The sequence below is a fragment of the Streptomyces sp. NPDC047049 genome (genome assembly GCF_040643995.1).
GTDB lineage: Bacteria > Actinomycetota > Actinomycetes > Streptomycetales > Streptomycetaceae > Streptomyces > Streptomyces mooreae.
Map to the genome: position 1 here is coordinate 26,681 of NZ_JBEYVM010000005.1, position 18,608 is coordinate 45,288.

General features: G+C 70.1%; 16 protein-coding genes. 8 read left to right on the top strand and 8 right to left on the bottom strand.

The features are described from left to right. The first annotated feature begins 162 nt into the window (after window positions 1-162). Window positions 163-1,734: a hypothetical protein gene (locus tag ABZ851_RS14495; protein ID WP_361126341.1), complete on the top strand. Its 1,572-nt coding sequence runs from the start codon at window positions 163-165 to the stop codon at window positions 1,732-1,734. Window positions 1,735-2,007: 273 nt separating this feature from the next. Beyond that, a complete protein-coding gene (locus ABZ851_RS14500) occupies window positions 2,008-2,685 on the top strand; it encodes a DUF998 domain-containing protein (RefSeq protein ID WP_361126344.1) in 678 nt (225 codons plus the stop codon). A gap of 105 nt (window positions 2,686-2,790) precedes the next feature. On the opposite strand, the gene ABZ851_RS14505 is transcribed toward ABZ851_RS14500, so the two are convergent. Beyond that, complete coding sequence (locus ABZ851_RS14505; RefSeq protein ID WP_361126347.1) at window positions 2,791-3,225, bottom strand: hypothetical protein; 435 nt, start codon at window positions 3,223-3,225, stop codon at window positions 2,791-2,793. A 271-nt stretch (window positions 3,226-3,496) separates the two neighbouring features. Next, window positions 3,497-4,954 (bottom strand): amidase, encoded by a 1,458-nt coding sequence (locus ABZ851_RS14510; RefSeq protein WP_361126350.1) that lies wholly within the window; start codon window positions 4,952-4,954, stop codon window positions 3,497-3,499. A 109-nt stretch (window positions 4,955-5,063) separates the two neighbouring features. Between ABZ851_RS14510 and ABZ851_RS14515 the strand changes: the two genes are divergently transcribed. Further along, window positions 5,064-5,711, top strand: a complete 648-nt coding sequence (locus ABZ851_RS14515; protein WP_361126353.1) for a helix-turn-helix domain-containing protein — start codon at window positions 5,064-5,066, stop codon at window positions 5,709-5,711. A 106-nt stretch (window positions 5,712-5,817) separates the two neighbouring features. On the opposite strand, the gene ABZ851_RS14520 is transcribed toward ABZ851_RS14515, so the two are convergent. Both ABZ851_RS14520 and ABZ851_RS14525 read right to left on the bottom strand, forming a co-directional pair. Beyond that, window positions 5,818-7,032: an erythromycin esterase family protein gene (locus tag ABZ851_RS14520; RefSeq protein ID WP_361126356.1), complete on the bottom strand. Its 1,215-nt coding sequence runs from the start codon at window positions 7,030-7,032 to the stop codon at window positions 5,818-5,820. A gap of 165 nt (window positions 7,033-7,197) precedes the next feature. Next, window positions 7,198-7,692, bottom strand: a complete 495-nt coding sequence (locus tag ABZ851_RS14525; protein WP_361126359.1) for a cupin domain-containing protein — start codon at window positions 7,690-7,692, stop codon at window positions 7,198-7,200. Between the two features lie 81 nt (window positions 7,693-7,773). On the opposite strand from ABZ851_RS14525, the gene ABZ851_RS14530 reads away from it, so the two are divergent. Then, complete coding sequence (locus ABZ851_RS14530; protein ID WP_361126362.1) at window positions 7,774-8,625, top strand: LysR substrate-binding domain-containing protein; 852 nt, start codon at window positions 7,774-7,776, stop codon at window positions 8,623-8,625. Between the two features lie 158 nt (window positions 8,626-8,783). Here ABZ851_RS14530 and ABZ851_RS14535 read toward each other — a convergent pair whose 3' ends face one another. Continuing rightward, window positions 8,784-9,755: a LysR family transcriptional regulator gene (locus ABZ851_RS14535; protein ID WP_361126365.1), complete on the bottom strand. Its 972-nt coding sequence runs from the start codon at window positions 9,753-9,755 to the stop codon at window positions 8,784-8,786. Window positions 9,756-9,826: 71 nt separating this feature from the next. On the opposite strand from ABZ851_RS14535, the gene ABZ851_RS14540 reads away from it, so the two are divergent. Next, window positions 9,827-10,741 carry a dihydrodipicolinate synthase family protein gene (locus tag ABZ851_RS14540; RefSeq protein ID WP_361126368.1) on the top strand — a complete coding sequence of 305 codons (915 nt, stop codon included), beginning with the start codon at window positions 9,827-9,829 and terminating at the stop codon, window positions 10,739-10,741. Window positions 10,742-10,849: 108 nt separating this feature from the next. On the opposite strand, the gene ABZ851_RS14545 is transcribed toward ABZ851_RS14540, so the two are convergent. Further along, on the bottom strand, window positions 10,850-11,437 hold the full coding sequence (locus ABZ851_RS14545; RefSeq protein WP_336048455.1) for a helix-turn-helix domain-containing protein: 588 nt from the start codon (window positions 11,435-11,437) through the stop codon (window positions 10,850-10,852). Window positions 11,438-11,506: 69 nt separating this feature from the next. Between ABZ851_RS14545 and ABZ851_RS14550 the strand changes: the two genes are divergently transcribed. Continuing rightward, on the top strand, window positions 11,507-12,400 hold the full coding sequence (locus ABZ851_RS14550; RefSeq protein WP_361126371.1) for an NADP-dependent oxidoreductase: 894 nt from the start codon (window positions 11,507-11,509) through the stop codon (window positions 12,398-12,400). Window positions 12,401-12,489: 89 nt separating this feature from the next. Here ABZ851_RS14550 and ABZ851_RS14555 read toward each other — a convergent pair whose 3' ends face one another. Next, window positions 12,490-13,698, bottom strand: coding sequence for a helix-turn-helix domain-containing protein (locus ABZ851_RS14555; protein WP_361126374.1), 1,209 nt, complete (start codon window positions 13,696-13,698; stop codon window positions 12,490-12,492). A gap of 169 nt (window positions 13,699-13,867) precedes the next feature. On the opposite strand from ABZ851_RS14555, the gene ABZ851_RS14560 reads away from it, so the two are divergent. Together ABZ851_RS14560 and ABZ851_RS14565 are read left to right on the top strand one after the other, a co-directional pair. Then, window positions 13,868-15,298: a DUF1254 domain-containing protein gene (locus ABZ851_RS14560; RefSeq protein WP_361126377.1), complete on the top strand. Its 1,431-nt coding sequence runs from the start codon at window positions 13,868-13,870 to the stop codon at window positions 15,296-15,298. A gap of 160 nt (window positions 15,299-15,458) precedes the next feature. Beyond that, complete coding sequence (locus ABZ851_RS14565; protein WP_361126380.1) at window positions 15,459-16,709, top strand: DUF2993 domain-containing protein; 1,251 nt, start codon at window positions 15,459-15,461, stop codon at window positions 16,707-16,709. 117 nt (window positions 16,710-16,826) lie between these two features. Here the strand turns inward: ABZ851_RS14565 and ABZ851_RS14570 are convergent, their stop codons facing one another. Further along, the gene (locus ABZ851_RS14570) at window positions 16,827-18,551 is read right to left on the bottom strand and encodes a styrene monooxygenase/indole monooxygenase family protein (RefSeq protein ID WP_361126383.1); all 1,725 of its coding nucleotides are present in this window, start codon (window positions 18,549-18,551) and stop codon (window positions 16,827-16,829) included. Window positions 18,552-18,608: the final 57 nt, after the last annotated feature.

Consider the following 18,608-nt stretch of genomic DNA (forward strand, 5'->3'; position numbering starts at 1 on the left):
ACGTCCGTCTGCATCTGCGACCGGGGGCCGGCACCTGGCTCGGGCCCCCGTCTGGCTCGGACGGGTTGGTGCTCCGCACGCTCCTGCCGCAACCTGGCCTCATCACCGACAGACCGCCCACCGGCCTCACCGGCCGCACGTGCCTCGGGAGGGCGTCTCAACATGGCGGAGCGATCGCCCATCATCTACCTGCGGGGATATGCCGGTCCGCCGAGCGGTGTGGACAAGCAGGTCGACGACCCTTTCTACGGGCTCAACAGCGGTGCCACCCACATTCGCGTCGGCGCGGAGGGGACGCCGCGCTTTTACCAGTTCGAGGGGCCCCTGCTCAGGCTGATGAGTGACGAGGGCTATCAGCTCCTGGTGCGCGGCGACCAGCACGTGTATCTCCAGTCGCAGGCCGATGGCGCGATCGCGCCCGAGTCCATCTGGGTGCACCGCTTCTACGACTACGCCGCGTCCACCTTCGGTACGTCCGTCACCACGACGCCGGAGGAATTCGACCTCGAAAAGGCGGCGGAACGCCTCTATGACTTCGTCCAGCTCGTCCGCCGCAAGACCGGCGCCCCCAAGGTGCATCTGGTCGCCCACTCCATGGGCGGCCTGCTCGCCCGCTGCATGATCCAGAAGGTTTCCCGCACTCCCGATCCGCGCACGGGCGAACCCCGGCGCGCCGGCAGCGAGCTCGTGGACAAGCTCTTCACCTACGGCACCCCGCACGGCGGCATCGCCTTCGACCTCGGCGGAGGGCTCGTCGACTGGGCGATGGAGACCTTCGGGCCGAATGGATCGGATATCTTCGCCCCCGACCGGATGTACGCCTATCTGACCCCCGGGGCGTCCCACGGCGACGATCCCCCGCCGGGCTGGCGGCCCCACGAGATCCCGGCCGGGGCCTTCGACGCGCGCCGGGTGTTCTGTGCCGTCGGGACCAACGCGGCCGACTACGGAGTGGTCGAGAAGGCGGTCGGACCGCGCAGCGACGGGCTGGTCCACATCGACAACGCCTATGTGCGCAACGCCCACCGGGCCTTCATCCACCGCTCCCACTCGGGGCGCTACGGCTTGGTGAACTCCGAAGAGGGCTACCAGAACCTGCGCCGCTTCCTCTTCGGCAGCTACCAGGTGCGGGCAGACCTGCGCGGCCTCGATCTGCCCGAGCAGACCTCCGGTGCATCACGGGTGTGGCAAGCAGAGGTGCGGCTGGCCGTCCGGGGCCTGCCGACCGTGATGCATGAGCAGCGCGCGGCCCACTACTGCCCCATCCAGTTGAACCAGGAAGCCGCCCAGCACGGCTCGGCGGAGGGCGACACCGGCGCCGTACCCCTGGCCACCGCTTTCCTCCTCGACCCGGTCAACGGCCGTGGCGGCCGGGAGGACCGGCCGACGCTCCGCTCCCGTTACACGCTGGTGCTGCGCGTCTTCCACCTCGTGGAGAAGAGCGGCCGGTTCTTCTGGGAGGACCACCTTGAGCAGGTGCCCGACTGGGAGGACACGCTCATCGTCGACGTCGGCCGACGCGGCTCGGACGAAGAGCCGGGAGCGCAGGCCTGGGCGGCATGGAATTCAGCAGTCCCCGGCAGCATCGACGACATCGACCCGATCGCCACGGAACCCTGTCGGATGACCGAGGACGGCGAAGGCCTGCACACCGAGATCCCGATGCCCGAGGTGGTCCACCCCATCCTCGGCAGCGAGTCCCGACTCCGCCTCACCGTGACCCGCTTCAGCTGAGCTGCAGCCGATCCACCACCAGGCATACCGGGCCGCGTGGGCCGGTGACCGACAGCATCACGGCCTGCACCGTACCTGTGGGGCCCCTTGGCACGCCTCCCCCGAATTAGCCAGTACCGGCTCCCCCTACGGGGGCTCCGAATTCCCCCCTCGTAGCGATGCGCAGGAGCGCCGTCGTCTGAAAAAGTTCACAACAGAAACGGTAAATGATTCGGCGCTTGAAAGGCCATGATGAAAACGAGATCCGTGCCGCACTCCGCATTCCGTACCTCCATGAGAACAAGGATCGGTGCGGCCGCATGGATCGTTGCCGTCGTGCAGTTCCTCGTCGTGCAACTGGTCGTGGAGGCCGGCTGGCGGACTCCCTACAGCTGGGCGGAGAACAACATCAGCGATCTCGGCAATGTCAGCTGCCGAATATGGGACGACTCCCGCCCTCGGTATGTGTGTTCGCCGCTGCACGACGCCATGAACGCCGGCTTCGCCGTGCACGGAGTACTGCTGTTCGTCGGCATGCTGCTGGCCGGAGCCTGCTGGGGCCGCGGGGGGATATCGGCAACTTCCCGAATTCTGCTCGCCATCAGTGCCGGTGGGTGGGTTCTCGTGGGCCTTGTCCCTGCAGACATCGACGAGAATCTTCATGTAGGCGGCGCACTACTCATCATGGGACTGGGAAATCTTGGGCTCCTCCTCACCGGATTTTCCTCCCGCAGCTCTCTCTTCGGCGGACTGCGGAGCGTAACCCTCTCCATAGCTGTCGTCGCGGTGCTCGCGGCATGGATGTTCTTCGGTCAGCACGACCCCGGAACCGGGCTGGGCGGCCTGGAACGGATCGCCGCCTACGCGCTGGACGCGTGGACCCTCGTCATGGCCCTCGCCATACTTCGTGCCCGCCGCCCGGACACCGCGGGCGAGATGACGACTGGGATGTGCGAGGAAGCGCTCCCGTAGTGGGTGTCCGGGTATCCCGCTCGCCCGGCGGGACGTCAGGGTCGCGGCTGAGGCGTGGCCCCAGTGTTCCTGCACCGGGGCCACGCAGGAGAGGTACGGGCCCCGTCAGAACGACCAAGTGGTGTACCACGTCGCCTGGTTGGCGGAATTGCCCACTTGGGAGGTGACTCCACTGAGGCGGCCGTCAGCGCCGCGGGAGCCTATATAGCGGCCTTTCGTGCCGTTGTTCCAGGCAATGACGAAGGAGATATAGGAACCATCCACGAACCCCTGCTCGATGGTGCCCGTCGACGCACTTCCCGTCCTGGCGATGCCGGTGAGGTTCCCCTGGGCGTCCTGGGTCACGGAGAGCGTGGCGTTCCACGAATTGCTCTGGTAGAGGGTCCAGATCCCGCCGACGTTGAAGCCGGGTGCGGCTGCCTTGGTCGCCGGTGCCACGGAGGGGTGGTGCACCGCGGCCTGGGCGGCGGGTGCGGCGAGGACGGTACCACCCAGTGCAACGGAGAGAGCCACGACGGCCGTGACGAGTCTGACGCGCATGCGGATTCCTTTCCCAAAAGGGCAATTTGTGCGGCATCGGGCCTTCTGCGAAGACCTGAGCTTCGCAGCAGCGGCCATGCCCGACCAGGCGAGAACCAGTCATTGACGGACATGCGGGCGGCCGGAACATGACATGTCGTGCGGAAGCTCGGCGCGGTCCCCGGCACGGGCGGACGCGGCCGGGTACATCCGCCACTCTCGGACCGCGAAGCGAAGCCGGCGGCGGGACTGCCAGTCGGCTTCACTTGGGGAGCTGTCCGGGGGCGTGACGTCAGGCTCGTATGCTTCCGGCCCACACCTCGGGGAGGCGCCCGGCCCACGGGCGTGCGCGTTCCAGTTGGCCCGCGAGTCGGAAGAGGATGTCCTCTCTGCCGTAGGCGGCGGCGAACTGTATGCCGATCGGCATTCCGGTGGCCGGATCGCTCTCCAGAGGGACGGACATGGCAGGCGTGCCCGCCACGTTGAATGCCGCGGTGAAGGGGGAGCGGTGGAAGAGGTGGGCCATCCAGGAGCGGCCGTCGGTGTCCTTCAGGCCCTGTGCGTAGGTGCCGAGCGTTCGGGGCGGTTCCGGCAGGGTCGGGGTCAGCAGGACGTCGTGAACAGTGAAGGAGCGGGCCAGGTTCCGGGCCACGCTGTTGCGGACGGCGAGCGCCCGCACGAACTGGTCTGCCGTCACCCGGCGTCCGTAGTCGTAGGAGGCGAGCATCTCGGGCTCGACGGTGGAGGCGTCTACGGGCCGGCCGAAGGCCGCGGCGAAGTCGTCGATCCAGGTGACCAGGTTGGCACTCCAGATCCGGGCATTGGCCAGGACGAAGTCCTCCCAGTTGACGCCCAGCCGTACTTCGGCGCTCTCCACATGGTCCACATGGTGTCCCAGCGATTCCGCCAGGTGCGCGGCCCGCGTCGTCGCCGCCGTGATCGGTGCGTCCACGGTTCGGCCGCTCCAGGGAATGGTGAGCACCGCGATACGGAGCCGGCCCGGGTCGCGGTCGGCCTCCTGCGTGTAGCGGCGCGTGGGCGGCGGGGCGGAGTACGGGTCGCCGGCCTCCGCGCCCTGGACGAGATCCAGCAGCAGCGCGCTGTCGCGGACCGAGCGGCTGAGCGCCCCGTGCACGGCGAGCCCGTTGAACACCTCGTCGGTGTCCGGTCCCATCGTCACCCGGCCGCGGGTGGGCTTGAGTCCGAACAGGCCGGTGCCGGCGGCCGGGACTCGGATGGATCCCGCGGCATCGGTGGCGTGCGCCATCGGGACCATCCCCGATGCCACCGCGGCGGCAGATCCTCCGCTGGAACCGCCAGGCGTACGGGAGGGGTCCCACGGGTTGCGGGTGGGCCCGTAGAGGATGCTTTCGGTGGTCGTGCTGTAGGCGAACTCCGGCGTGGCGGTGCGTCCCAGCGTCACCAGCCCGGCCCGGCGAATGCGCCGCATGAGCGAGGAATCCGCACGGGCGACATGGCCCGCGGCGAGACGGCTGCCCAGTTCCGAGCGCTTGCCCGCCATCGCGATGGCGAGATCCTTGATCAGGAACGGTACTCCGTGCAGCGGTGCGCTTCCGGTTGCGGGAGCGCCCTCAGCGGGCCAGCTCTCCACCACCGCGTTCAGTAAAGGGTTGACCGCCTCGATCGCCCGCCCGGCCGCCTCGGCGAGTTCCGCCGCGGTGACCTCCCTGCGGGTGACGAGTTCCGTCAGCCCTGTCGCGTCGTAGCGCACGTACTCCGAAAGTTCCATCCTGCTGCTCCCCGGCCCCTGGTGATAACGGAAAGTTCCATGCGATACCGCTCGGTATCGTGCGGGACTGGGTGGTAACGTAGCACGGGATCAAGGAGGGTCGATGGCCATGTCGAGCAGGCAGCAGCAGCCCGCCGCCGGAAACGGTCCGGGCGGCGAGGCGCAGCCGGGACGCGAGCGACGGATCGCCGAACTGCCCCCGCGGGAAAGGATTCTCGACGCGGCGGAGGAGCTCTTCGCGCGCGAGGGGATCAACGCCGTCGGCGTCCAGGCGATCGCTGACCGCGCTCGGACGACCAAGATGGCGCTCTACCGCCACTTCACCACGAAGGACGCCTTGATCCTGGAGTGGCTGCGGATCGTCGCCGCCGGCTACACGGCGGTCCTCGACCAGGCGGCGCGCGCCCACCCGGATGACCCCCGGGCGCAAATCTTGGACGTCACACGGTATTTCGCCGACGGACTCTGCGAGATCTCCTACCGCGGCTGCCCGTTCGTCAACACCATCGCCGCCCTGCCCGACCGCGATCATCCCGCGCGCCGGCTGATCGCGGAGCACAAGGCCGGCCAGGTGCGGCGTATCACCGAACTCTGCGCGCGGGCGGGGGTGCCCGATCCCGCGGGGGCGGCAGCCGCGGTCACCTTCGCACTGGAAGGAGCCCAGGTCAGTGCGCAGAACGGGAGCGTCGAGCGGGCTGGTGAACAGCTCCTGTGCATGGTCACGGCGATTCTCGATGGGCGGCTCTGCGGGAGCTGACCGGTGTTCAGTGCCGTTGGGTCGTCCCTGCCTGACGCGGATCAGGCCGCGCACGGTGGGTCGTGCGCGGTGGGTGTCCGGCGCTCATCTCGTCAGTGGGTCCCGCTCACGGCAGCCATCGCACGGGAGTCACCCGGCGGATGTGGATGAGCACGTCGAATGCATCGGCGAGGGAAGCAACGGCGATGTGCCCGGCGGCGTCGCGGGACGGGTCATAGACCCCGCTGATCACACGGGCCTTCGCCGGTCCGTCCCATCGGCGGCGTGCCGTGTCGTGGCGCAGGTCCAGCCAGTGGGCGGGCAGATCCACCTCGCCGAGCTTCGCGTCGATCAGATCGCCGGTCGGCTCCGGGACGGTGGCGACCCCGAGATCTCCGTGATGGAACCCGATCGCCACCGAGACGTACTGTGCGCCGTACCGCTGGCGCAGCAGACTGCCTTCGCTGGGCTGCGGACCATGCTCAGGAGCCGGCGGGCTGGTCACCGCGGCCGCCGAAGTGTGAGCGATCCCGTCCCAGTACACCACGCGCAGACCGGTCCGCTGCTGGTAGTCGCCGATCGCCCCGGCCCGTACGGCGACGTCGTCCGCGGAGAAGCCTTGCCCGGCGACGCTGCGTTCATGGAAGTCCGCGATCAGACGCATCCGTGCCAGGACGTCGTCGTCATGGTCGGCGTGGGGCAAGGACCGGATCAGCGCGAGCGCGTCGCGGGCATGGTCGGCGAACGGGCGCCCCGGATGTATTTTCCGGGCGCGCTGTACGTGCTCATCGATGCGGTGAGCGGTCCGGATCGGTTCCAGGTGCGACGCCACCTCCGCCAGCCGTTCCGGGGCCGACCCACGTACGTGATCCAGGACGGCGTCGTAGTCCTCGGGCTGCGCCTGCACGGGCTTGACGCCGAAGATCCGGACGGGGTCGTCCGGGTGGTCCCGGTTGAACGCCCGGATCCACTCCAAGGCCGCGGCCATCTCGGCGGTGCGCCAGGGACGCCAGGCGTTGGCCAGCGCGGAGGTGGCATCGCCCTCGCCTGCGTGCACGTACCTGTCGAGGACGGCGGCGATGCGGACGCTGTCATGTATGGCCAGCGCCCGGAACCCGTGGTCCTGGACCAGTCTGCGGAAGAGTTGGTCCCGTACCCCGAAGGTCTCCCGGGAGCTTCGCGTGGACTCTCCGATGCCGACGATCGTTGCCGCGGCGGCAATCTTCTCGGCAAGCTCATCGAGCGTGGCACCGGACAGCGGGCCGGCCTCGGCTTGCTGCGGACCGGACGAACCGGCGTGTGCAGGAAAAGAGCCGTGGAAAGCGGCGGTGTCGTTTCTCATGCATCACAGACTCCTACCTGAAGTCCGCTTGAGGTCAAGGAGATCGGTGCAGCCGAAAAGCCCCGGCGGAGGTCCGGTTGGTGACCGGCAGGGACCTGCCGCCGAAAGTCGGGAGCGCCCCGGCCCGCCGGTCGGGAGGAGCGCGCCCCGGCCTTCCCGCCGGCGTCAGGTGGAGTCGGCGACGGGCGTGGTCGCGTAGCGGCTCATCGCGTCGATGCCGGCCTCTGGCGTCAGCGGCCGGCCGGTGGCGAGCACATCCTGGAGGTCTCGGAAGTACTGCACGTACAGATCGGGGGTGAACGTGCTGAGCATGACGGCGGGTTGGTCGGTCGGGTTGGCGAAGGTGTGCGGGGTGCCGGGCGGAACCAACACGAACGTGCCCACGGAAGCGTCGTGGTCCTCGTCCCCGACGGTGAACCGCACGGTGCCGGAGAGGATGTAGAAGCCTTCGTCGTGTTCGGCGTGGCGGTGCTGCGGTGGTCCCTGGGTGTGCGGGGCGAGGACGGACTCGGCGATCGCGAGGCGGTGTCCGGTGCGGCTGCCGTCCTCAAGGATGCGCATGCGTGTGGGGCCCAGGACGATGGTCTCGCCGTCGCCGGGACCGACCACCGAGACGGCGGGTCCGGCCTGCGGCTCACTGGTCTTTGCTTCTTCGGTCATGCCCACAAGTGCACGGCCAAGGCCCCGCGCCTGTCCAAGACCCATTCCGCGGCGCCGATACCTCGTGGGTATCGTTGCAGCGTGGAGCTACGTACCTTGCGCTATTTCGTGGCCGTCGCCGAGGAACTCCACTTCGGCCGCGCCGCAACCCGACTGCACATGAGTCAGCCGCCATTGAGCCGGGCGATCAAGCGGTTGGAGGCCGACGTCGGGGCTCTGCTGTTCGCCCGCTCGGCCGCCGGCGTCACGCTCACCCCGGTCGGCGCGGTGTTGCTCGACGAGGCCCGGGCCCTGCTCGACCACGCCGACCGCGTGCGCGTACGCGTGAGCGCGGCGGCCGGCGCCTCAACCATCACCGTCGGCATCCTGGGCGACGGCACCGACCCGGCAGCGGCCAGGCTGGCGGCCGCATACCGCCGACGCCACCCCGGCATCGACATCCGCATCCGCGACACCGACCTGACCGACCCGACCTGCGGGCTGCGCACCGGGCTGGTCGATGTCGCCCTGACTCGCGCGCCGTTCGACGAGACTGCCCTGACCGTGCGTGAGCTGCGGGCGGATCCGGTCGGCGTGGTCCTGCGCGCCGACGATCCGCTGGCCCACCACGACCGACTACGGCTGGCCGACCTGAACGACCGCCGCTGGTTCCATTTCCCCCAGGGGACCGACCCCCTCTGGCAGTCGTACTGGAACGGCGGCAGCGCGCGCGAGGGCCCGGTGGTGCGCGCCGTCCAGGAATGTCTGCAGGCCGTGCTGTGGAACGGCACGGTCGGCCTGGCCCCGCTCGGACACGACCTGCACGCGGAGCTGGTCGCGGTGCCGCTGACCGACATGGCGCCGAGCCGAGTGGTGGCGGTGTGGAACAAAGGCGACACCAACCCGTTGATCCGGTCTTTCATCGAGGCCGCGACAGCCGCGTACCGGGCCTGAGCCCGGTCATCAGCGCGAAAACGCCCCCCGAGGCATTCGCATGGGTGCCTGGCGTGCTGGACGGCTGCCGCGGCGAGTTCCGCACGCCTCTCATCGGCGAGCTCGCCGACGACGTTGGCCGGCTCCGGCGCGGAACAGGGCGACGAGACGGGGCGCGTTCACGGTGCGGAGTCCGTACGGCGCACGCCCGTACGGGGCGTCGAGGTCTGCTCATCGAGCCCTGAGCCGGTCATGCAGCGCACTGCCGCACTTGCCGCGGCCACGAAGGCGGCGATCGCCGGGTGCGTACCGCCGCCGGCGCGGAAGGCGACCTTCGACCGGCGGAACAACGGCAACTTGGTCAACACCACGCCGTCGGGGCTTTGCGCAGTGGCCATCTCCGGTACGAGACCGGCTCCTTGTCCGGTGGCGGCCAGGGCCAGCACGGTGCGGAAATCGTTGACCTGGTGGCGGATCCTCGGCTGGAACCCGGCTGCCTGGCAGGCGCGTACGGCCATCGCGTGACCGGTCGTGCCGTCCCGTGCGGTGATCCACGGAGCCTCGGCGTAGGGCCCGAGCAGCTTGGCCAGGGTGTCGCTGCGGCTGGATTTCCTGGGCGCTGTGTCGGTGACGAGGTACATCGGCTCTTCCAGCAGGGGCACCTCGTCCACGGTGGTGTCCGGTGAGGCGGGTACGAAGTCGTAGTCGTGGACGAGGGCGACGTCGAGTTCGCCGGCTCGCAGGCCGTCGGACACACGGGCGGAGTCGATTTCTTGCACCATCGGTTCCAGCGCGGGATGCCGCTGAGCCAGCTCGGCCAGCGTGGCGGGCACGATGGTGTGGCCGCCGGAGGGGAAGGTCCCGATACGTAGCGGCCCGCCGATGCCGTCCCGGGCGCCGGCCAGCTCGGCGACGGCCAGCTCAAGGCGTTGCAGCACGGCGTCGGCGTGGGCGACGAGGGACCGGCCGGCGGGCGTGAGGACCACGCGCCTGCCGCTGCGTTCCAGCAAGGGCACGCCTGCCTCGCGCTCCAGCACACCCAGCTGCTGGGAGACGGCGGATGCGGTGAAAGTCAGCGCTTCGGCCACGGCGGCGATGGTGCCCCGGCGGTCCAGTTCGCGAAGCAGGTGGAGACGACGAACATCGAGCATAAGCTCAGCTTAGGCGTAGAGGTAGAAATCAGAAATGGATCTACCGGGTCGGTGTGCGTCAGGCTTGGACCATGAACCCCGATCCGGCTTTCAACGGCCTCTACGTCCCCTTGGTGACCCCGTTCACCACCGACCTGCGCCTGGCCCCCGATGCGCTGGCCCGACTCGCCGACGAGGCGCTTGCGGCCGGCGCCTCCGGGCTCGTCGCCCTCGGCACCACCGCGGAAGCGGCCACCTTGACCGCGGAGGAGAAGCAGACGGTGGTGCGCATCTGCTCGGCCGCCTGCCGTGCACACGGCGCCCCGCTGATCGTCGGAGTCGGCACCAATGACACCGCCGCCGCCATCACGTCGCTGCGCGAGCTGGCGGCCGCCGGCGACGTAGCCGCGGCGCTGGTTCCCGCGCCGCCGTACATCCGGCCCGGCGAAGCGGCGACCCTGGCGCATTTCACCGCGCTGGCCGAACACGGCGGCATGCCGCTGATCGTGTACGACATCCCCTACCGCACGGGACAGACTCTCAGTGCCGGCACGATCGCGGCGCTCAGCCGACTGCCGGGGATCGTCGGGATCAAGCACGCGACCGGCGTGATCGACGCGACCACGGTGCAGGTGCTCGGCGCCCCTCAGCCCGGCTTCGCCGTGCTCGGCGGCGACGACGTCGTCCTCTCACCGCTCGTCGCGGCGGGCGCCCACGGCGGAATCGTCGCCTCGGCCAACCTGCGCACCGCCGACTTCGCCGCACTGATCTCGTTGTGGCACCGCGGCTCCGCTGCACCCGCCCGCAGACTCGGCGCCGAGCTGGCCCGGCTGTCCGCCGCCCTCTTCGCCGAACCGAACCCGACAGTGATCAAGGGAGTGCTGCACGCCCAGGAACGCATTCCCAGCCCGGCCGTGCGGATGCCGCTGCTGGCCGCCTCAGCCGGTACGGTCCGCCGGGCGGCACTCCTGGCCGGCAGCCGTGCACGCCAGGTGTCCCCAGCCTGACCCGAGGTCAAGCAGCGCTGCGGAACGTTGTGGACGGGGACTGCCGGCGCGCCCCCCGCCGGGCCGTCCCCCTGCCCTGCCGGGGGAACAGACCGGAGGAACAGTTCCTCACGCCCGTTCAGAGGGGCCGGTGACCTTCCATGCCGCCTCGATCATCTGGAAGATCTCGTCCACCGCGGCCTCCGGGTCGGCCGCCTCACGGGCCAGCGAATAGGCGTCGATCACGAACCGCGCGATCGTCCGGCAGGCCGTTGTGGTCTGTGACAGGCCGGGATCGGCGGCGAGGGCCGTTGCCAGCGACTCCGCATGACGCAGCCTCATCGACTCCTCGTACTCCCGCAGGGCAGGTGAGGCTTCGATCATGCGCCAGATCGGGGCGGCGCTGTCCGCCGTGCAATGGAGCACCAGGGCATGGATCTCATGGCGCAGCGCAGGGATGAGTGGTTCGTGCGGCGCCCGGCCGGTGACCGCCCGTGCGAGGCGTTGCTCGAAGTCTGCGTCCTGCTCGAAGACCAGGGCCTCTTTCGAGGCGAAGTGGGAGAAGACGGTGGTGACGGCCACGTCGGCCTCGGCGGCCACGTCACGGATGCCCACCGCGTCGTAGCCGCGTTCCAGGAACAGCCGCAAAGCGGTGTCGGCGATCTTCTGGCGGGTCGCGGCCTTCTTGCGCTCGCGGCGTCCGGACTGCACGGTCATGCCCTGACGCTATCAGAAACAAATACGGAACTGTTCCAAAACGCTAACCGTTAGTGCTACGTTCACGGCATGAAGAGAGTGAGCTTCGCCGAGTTCGGCGGTCCGGACGTTCTGCAACTCGAAGATGCCGAGGAGCCCCACGCGGGCCCCGGTCGGATACGTATCGCCGTACGGGCGGCAGGCGTGAACCCCGTCGACTGGAGGGTCCGCGAAGGCCAGATCCTGGCGGCCCACCCGGTCGAGTTGCCCGCCGGCGTCGGGCAGGACGCCGCCGGGGTGGTGGACGAGGTCGGCGAGGGCGTCGAAGAGGTCGAGGCCGGCGACCACGTCTTCGGCGAAGGGGCGAGTACCTATGCCGAGTTCGCCGTGCTGTCGGCCTGGGCCCGTATGCCCGAGGGGCTGACGTTCGAAGAGGCGGCCGGGTACCCCTCCGTGGTGGAGACCGCGCTGCGCATCATCCGTGGGGTCGGTGTGCGGCCCGGGCAGACGCTGCTGGCCAGCGGTGCGTCCGGGGGAGTCGGATCGGCGGTGCTGCAGATCGCCCGCGAGCGCGGTATCACGGTGATCGGCACGGGCGGAGCCGCGAACCAGGACTATCTGCGCAGTCTGGGTGCCCTCGCCACGACATACGGCGAGGGCTGGGTCGAGCGGGTGCGGCAGTTCGGCCCCGTCGACGCGGCGCTCGATCTGGCCGGCTCGGGTGTGATCCGTGAACTCGTCGAGCTGACCGGGGATCCGCAGAAGGTGATCTCCATCGCCGATCTCGCCGCGCCGGACCTCGGTGTCCGGTTCTCCGGCGTGGCGGGGAGCATGCCGGAAGCACTCACCGAGGCCGTCGGCCTCATCTCACGGGGGAAGCTCCACATCCCGGTCGAGAAGGCGTACCCTCTCGCCGAGGCCGCGGCGGCGCACACCGACAGCCAGGCCGGTCACACGCGCGGGCGCCGGGTCATGGTCGTCTGAGTCTTTTCCTGTGAGACGTTCCGTGTTCCGGTGAGCCGTTTCCCGCACCGTTGCGAGGCCCGGCAGCCGGGCCTCGTCGCGCACTTCATTCAGCCGCCCGGAAAGCCGGTTGGAGCGCCCTCAGCGAGCCGGCGCAGAGCGAGGGCCGCGCCGAAGAGCTGTACGCCGTGTGTGGTGTGCGGGTCCAGGCCGGTGAGTTGGGCGGCTCGGGCGAGGCGGTTGTCGACGGTGTTGGGGTGGACCCTGAGCGCCCGGGCCGTGCGGCGTCGGTCGAGGTCGCAGTCGAGGAAGGCGGCGACGGCCTCGACCAGACCCGCGTGGCCGTCCAACGGGTCGAGAAGCGCGGCCAGTTCCGGGGCACTGTCCTTGGACCCGGCCAGATGGTAATCGAGAAGTACGTCCTGGAGCCGGTGCACGCCGGGGGAGCGGGCGATGGCGGCGATCCGGTGCGCCTGTTCCGCGGCCGCGGGAACGTCCCCGGGCGTGGCCGCGAGGGCGGCCCCCGCGATCACCGGGCGGGACAGACCGGTGGTCAGGTGCCGGACGAGGTCGGCGTGGGGTGTGCCGAGTGGGAGCAGGATATGGCCGCCCTGTTCGTTCGGCAGGCTGAGCGCTCGGCCGTCCGCGGCGGGCACGAGCCGGACCAGGACCTGGTGGAGCAGCCGTCGCGCGGCCACCGGCTCCTGGGGCACCGGGGCGCGGACACTGAGCACGAGGTAGCCGGGTTCGAGCGGGAGTCCGCACCGGGCGGCCACCTCCTGCGGCGCGTCACCGCGGAGCAGTGCCGCGGCCAGTTCCCGTCCCGCCGCCTGCTGGTCGGCCAGCCCCAGCAGGTACGCCTCGGTGGCTTGCTCGGCAAGGGAGTTGACCGTGGTGAACAGCCGGCGGGTGAGCCACAGCAGGGCGGCCTCTTCCCCGGGGCGGGCGGCGGCGCAGAGCGCGTCCGCCACCACCTCGGCGCCGACGTGGTACGCCCGGAGCAGCCCGGTCAGGTGGATGCCTTCCGCGGCGCGCTGGGTGGCGCGTTCCCGGAGTACCTCGGCGTCGGTGTCCGCGAGGCCCTGCACGCTGCGGAGGAAACCGCGGAACGTGCGGCGGGCGGCCGAGGCGATCTCCAGATCCTGCATGTCGTCCGGGAGACGGTCGAAGCCGGGTACCTCGGCCCGCTGGCGCTCGACGACCAGTCTGGCGAGTGGGTTGATCCGGGGTTCGAGACGAGTGGCCATCAAGACCACCTGCTCGCGGATGTCCTCGCCCGGTTCCGGGGCCTCGGCCGACGGCGCGCTGCGTTGTGACACGTCACAACGATAGGCCGTCTGACGTGTCCTCCGGGCCGGTTGTCCCGGCCCGTCGGTGGGACGACAGTGAGGCGATGACGACCTGACCTTCGTGCTGCACGGTGTCGGCCGCCCGGCCCACCGCATCCGGCCGTCAACCCGACAACAGCCCTGTGAGGAACGAGCCTTCATGAACGCAACGCGACGACTCCGCCGCTGGGGTGCCGCCGCCGGTGCGGGGGTGGCCGTGCTCGCCCTGTCCGCCCCGCCGGTGACAGCGGCCCAGGCGAGCACGGCACACCCCGCGCCCGCTCCTGCCACCACCGCCGACGCGGTCAAGGCCTACGTCTACGGCTACCCACTGGTCCTGGCGCGGGCCACCGAGCAGGCGTCCACCAACGTCCGCAAGCCCGACCCGGCGACCCTGCGGGCACCGGTGAACCAGTTCGCCAAGGCTGACAGAGCTCCCGGCCCGGAGTTCCACACCGTGGTGGCCCCCAACGTCGACACCCTGTACACCTCGGCGTGGCTGGACCTGAAGAAGGGGCCGGTCGTGCTCCATGTGCCGGACACCAAGGGCCGGTACTTCATGATGCCCATGCTCAACGCCTGGACCGACGTCTTCGCCTCCCCCGGAACCCGCACCACCGGCAGCTCGGCGGGCGACTTCGCCCTCACCGGCCCAGGCTGGCACGGCCGGCTGCCCGCCGGAGTCAAGCAGATCAAGTCGCCGACCCAGACCGCATGGATCCTCGGCCGGACCCAGTTCAACGGCCCCTCCGACCTGCCCGCGGTCAAGGCCCTGGTGCGCCACTACACCCTCACACCACTCCGCGACTACGGCCACCACCACACCCCGCCGCCGGGCCATGTCGACCCGGACGTCCCCGCCACCTCGCCGGCCGCCCGCGTCGCCGGCATGGACGCGCAGACCTTCTTCTCCCAGCTCGCTTCGTCCATGGCCACCAACCCGCCCGCGAAGAAGGACGCGCGCATGGTGGCCACCCTGGCCCGCCTGGGCATCGTCCCCGGCCGGCCGTTCGACATCAACGCCAAGGGCCCCGCCACGGCACAAGCCCTGCGCCGGGCCGTACCCGCGGCCCAGAAGCGGATCCGCGCCGCGCTCGCTACCTCCGGAAACGATGTGAACGGCTGGCGCGTCTCGCTCAACCTGGGCGACTACGGCACCCATTACCTGCTGCGCGCGACCACCGCCTGGCAAGGGCTGGGCGCCAACCGCCCCCAGGACGCCGTCTACCCGATCGTCCGCACCGACAGCCGGGGCGAGCCACTGACCGGAGCCAAGCGGTACGTCCTCCACTTCGCACCGGGGCAAACCCCGCCGGTGAAGGCCTTCTGGTCCCTCACGATGTACGACCCGGACGGCTTCCTGGTCCGCAACCCGCTCCACCGCTACGAGGTCGGCCACGCCGTCAAGCCGACCCGCAACCCCGACGGTTCCACGGACATCTACCTCCAGCACGACGCACCGGCAGGCAAACAGTCCAACTGGCTGCCCGCACCGAGCGGCCGGTTCTCCATGATCCTGCGCATGTACCGGCCCAAGTCCAGTGTCCTCGACGGCACCTGGTCCCCGCCCGCGGTCACCAGGACCCGCTGACGCAAGCCTCCCGGCAGCAACAAGAAAGCTCCGCCCCTTCATGATCACGGGGGCGGGGCTCGGGCACGGCACCGGCCCCGCCGCTTCGGAGGCGTCTCGGATGTCCCGGAGGCTGCGCACGACTTGGTTCGAGTGCCCGGGCTGTGGTCGCATGGTGGCGATGCTCTCCAACGAACCTTCCGCAGACTCCACGGCGCGGGTACCGGCGAGCCGTGCCCCACAGGACGGCCCGGCCTCGAACAACCAGGGCCCGCACGAGCCGCCTGCCCGGGGCGGCGAAGAGCCTGACGCCTCGTCGACCCAGGGCAAGGCCGCAGGCCCCGGTTCCGGTACAGACACCTGGAGCGCCACCGCCGGCCCCGACAACGGCCCCGACTCGCGCGCCGGCACCGGAGCCGGCCCGGCCGGATCCGCATCCGCAGCCGAAGCAGGCACTGACGCCCCGATCACCGGCGACGAGAAGGAGCACCCGCGGGCGGCCGGGCGCAAGCCGCGTCGGATCGTGCGGAGGACCGCGAAGGTGGCCGTCGCGCTGGCCGTCGTTCTTGCGTTTCTCGCGCTCGGTGACCGGTGGGCCGTGCTCTACGCGGAGAACCTGGCGGCGCAGCAGGTGCAGAAGGCGCTGAAGCTGCGTGCCGAGCCCGAGGTGCACATTGACAGCGTCCCGTTCATCGGGCAGGTGCTCGCGGGCGACATCGACCACGTCGAGGTCGACGTCCCCGATGTCGACGCCGGGCCGGTCTCCGTCGCGCAGGTGAAGGGGACGGTGGACGACATCCGGATCGTCGGCAGCCTGCCGTCCTCGGTCAAGGGCGCGGTGCTGAGCCGGGTGCACGGTGACGTCCTGCTGGACTTCAAGGACCTGAACCGCGAAGTCGGCGCGTCGCAGATCCACTTGCGGCCCGGCCCCGGGAAGAACACGGTGCTGGCCGGCGGCGACCTGCCGGTGGGTGACAAGCAGGCCCAGGTCCGGGGGCGTGCGCAGTTGCAGCGCACCGGGGACCGCGGCCTGCGCATGACCGTGCAGGACACGCGCGTGGTGGTGCCCGGCCTGCTCACGTACGTACCGGGCAAGGGCGGTGGCGTGCAGCTGACCGCACCCGTCGCCGACAAGCTGGACGAGGGCGAACTGCAACAGGCGACCGGGCAGCACGTCAGTCCGCAGCGGATGATGAAGGGCCGCGTGCTGGACACACTCGTGGACCATCCCTCGCTGCTCCAGCCCACCGGCATCGACCCCTCGCTCATCCAGGGACTGCAGAAGCTCCGGGAGCCGAAGGTCGCCCAGCAGATGGAGTTCTCCGCTCAGCTGCCGGACAACCTGCCGGGCGACATTCGGCTGCGTGACATCTCCGTGACGAAGAACGGCATTCGGGCGGAGCTGACCGGCAAGGACGTACGGGTGGGCTGAGACCACCGCACTGAGACCGGCGGCGTCACGCGGGCGCGCCGGGCAGACGCAAGACGGCGGCGGCACGGACGCGGAGGCAGCGTCCGTGCCGCCGACGCGTACCGGCTCGTGCTCCGGTCACAGATCTGGATGCTTCGTCGCCACGTGGTAGTAGCCCGAGTGGAACACCAGAGGAGTACCGCCGTCGGCCTCGTACTGTTCGACCTCGCCGAGGAAGATGATGTGGTCGCCGGCGTCGAGGCGTTGGACGGTGCGGCATTGGAAGCGGGCGACCGCACCGTCCAGAAGAGGGGTGCCGGCGATGCCCGGGGTGGTGGGGATGCCGTGGAATTTGTCGTCGGCGGGGGTGGCGAACTGGCGGGAGAGGTGGTGTTGGTCGGCGGCCAGTATGTGGACGGCGAAGTGCGAGGCATCGGTGAAGTCCGGGAGGCTCGGGCTGTTTTTGCCGGGGCACCACAGGACGAGGGGCGGGTTCAACGAGACGGAGGTGAAGGAGTTCGCGGTCATGCCGACGTTGCGTCCGTCGGGGGCGCGGGCCGTCACCACGGTCACGCCGGTGGCGTACTGGCCCAGCGCGCGGCGCAGTTCGCGGCCGTCGAAGCGGGCGGCGTGCTGGGCGCGCTTCTCGGCGAGGAAGCGGTGTGCCTCGGCCTCCTCGAACCACCAGCGGTAGAGGGTGCGCGGGTCGTCGAATCCGGCGGCGAGGGCGCCGGCGACCGAGGGGATCTCGGCCGCCGCGGCCAGGAGGCCGTGGTGGTGGGGACTCAGGTCGTCCAGGAGGGAGTTGGTCCAGCCGACGGCCCATTGACCCCAGCCGCGCCAGAAGTTGTCGAAGGTGCGCTGCATCCACTGCGGGGTGAATTCGGCGCCGCCGTGGCGGAGGATGCTGTCGAGGTAGTGGGTCGCGGCCTGGGCAGCGTTGTTCGAACCCTGGCCGGTGATCGGATCGTTGAGGACGACGGCGTCGGCCATGCCGAGGACATGCCGGCCGGAGGCCAGGCGGGCGACGGGGTGCCGGACCGTCGGAGTGAGCCTGCCGCGCAACACGCCACCGCTGTCGGTGAGCCGGGCGTGCCGGTAGCGCTCGTATTCGTCGGGGAAGAACCGGTGGAGGATTTCCAGTGAGCGGGTGAGGTGGGCTTCGGGCGTGCGGATGTCGTCCCAGCAGTCCATCGGGCCGCCGGGGACGCCTTCGAAGACCATGATGTCGCAGGGGCCCGTGGTGGTGAGGGCCGGGAAGGAGATGTATTCGCCGACGCCGGGGACCAGGCGGTAGTGGACGGCGTTCTCCCCCTCCCGCGGTGCCGTTCCCGTGACGTACGTCAGGGCCAGCGCACGGCGCGGCCGGTCGTACGGGGAGAGTTCGGAGTTGCGCGGGAAGAGTTGGCTCAGCTCGCCCTTGCCTGTGGAGACCACGACGAGATCGTGCGTACGGGCGTACCATTCGAGGTCGTTGACGCCCGCCTCGTGCAGCACGATCTCGCCGCGGCCGCCGTCCGCGAACTGCTCGATCCAGGCGGCACACTTGACCCGCTGGTCGACGGAGTGGGCAGGGCCCTCCAGCGGGGCACGCCAGGAGACGTCCGGAGTGCCGTGCGGACCGATGAGAGAGAGCGCGATGCCGGAGATGTCCGGGGCCTGGTCCTCCCAGTGGTGCAGTCCGAGTTCGCGCTCGCTCTGCAGCGCGGTGTCGAACATGCACTGGCTGGACATGACCGGGCCGCGACGTATCTCGTCGGGTTCGCGGTCGGTGACCAAGGTGACGTCATAGCCGTGTGCCTGGAGCCCCAGGGCGAGTTGGGCACCCGCCTGCCCGGCCCCGACCACCGCGATCCTTCTCATGTCCTGCTGTCCTGTCTCGTTACGCTTGCAGTCGATGCTGACGTAGCGTCAGTTCGC

Excerpts from the sequence above, each read along its gene's own strand:
- ABZ851_RS14495 (WP_361126341.1), top strand. The coding sequence starts at position 163 with ATGGCGGAGCGATCGCCCATCATCTACCTGCGGGGATATGCCGGTCCG.
- ABZ851_RS14545 (WP_336048455.1), bottom strand. The coding sequence starts at position 11,437 with ATGACCGTGCAGTCCGGACGCCGCGAGCGCAAGAAGGCCGCGACCCGC.
- ABZ851_RS14550 (WP_361126371.1), top strand. The coding sequence starts at position 11,507 with ATGAAGAGAGTGAGCTTCGCCGAGTTCGGCGGTCCGGACGTTCTGCAA.
- ABZ851_RS14515 (WP_361126353.1), top strand. The coding sequence starts at position 5,064 with ATGTCGAGCAGGCAGCAGCAGCCCGCCGCCGGAAACGGTCCGGGCGGC.
- ABZ851_RS14520 (WP_361126356.1), bottom strand. The coding sequence starts at position 7,032 with ATGAGAAACGACACCGCCGCTTTCCACGGCTCTTTTCCTGCACACGCC.
- ABZ851_RS14525 (WP_361126359.1), bottom strand. The coding sequence starts at position 7,692 with ATGACCGAAGAAGCAAAGACCAGTGAGCCGCAGGCCGGACCCGCCGTC.
- ABZ851_RS14505 (WP_361126347.1), bottom strand. The coding sequence starts at position 3,225 with ATGCGCGTCAGACTCGTCACGGCCGTCGTGGCTCTCTCCGTTGCACTG.
- ABZ851_RS14500 (WP_361126344.1), top strand. The coding sequence starts at position 2,008 with ATGAGAACAAGGATCGGTGCGGCCGCATGGATCGTTGCCGTCGTGCAG.
- ABZ851_RS14540 (WP_361126368.1), top strand. The coding sequence starts at position 9,827 with ATGAACCCCGATCCGGCTTTCAACGGCCTCTACGTCCCCTTGGTGACC.
- ABZ851_RS14560 (WP_361126377.1), top strand. The coding sequence starts at position 13,868 with ATGAACGCAACGCGACGACTCCGCCGCTGGGGTGCCGCCGCCGGTGCG.
- ABZ851_RS14510 (WP_361126350.1), bottom strand. The coding sequence starts at position 4,954 with ATGGAACTTTCGGAGTACGTGCGCTACGACGCGACAGGGCTGACGGAA.
- ABZ851_RS14570 (WP_361126383.1), bottom strand. The coding sequence starts at position 18,551 with ATGAGAAGGATCGCGGTGGTCGGGGCCGGGCAGGCGGGTGCCCAACTC.
- ABZ851_RS14535 (WP_361126365.1), bottom strand. The coding sequence starts at position 9,755 with ATGCTCGATGTTCGTCGTCTCCACCTGCTTCGCGAACTGGACCGCCGG.
- ABZ851_RS14565 (WP_361126380.1), top strand. The coding sequence starts at position 15,459 with ATGCTCTCCAACGAACCTTCCGCAGACTCCACGGCGCGGGTACCGGCG.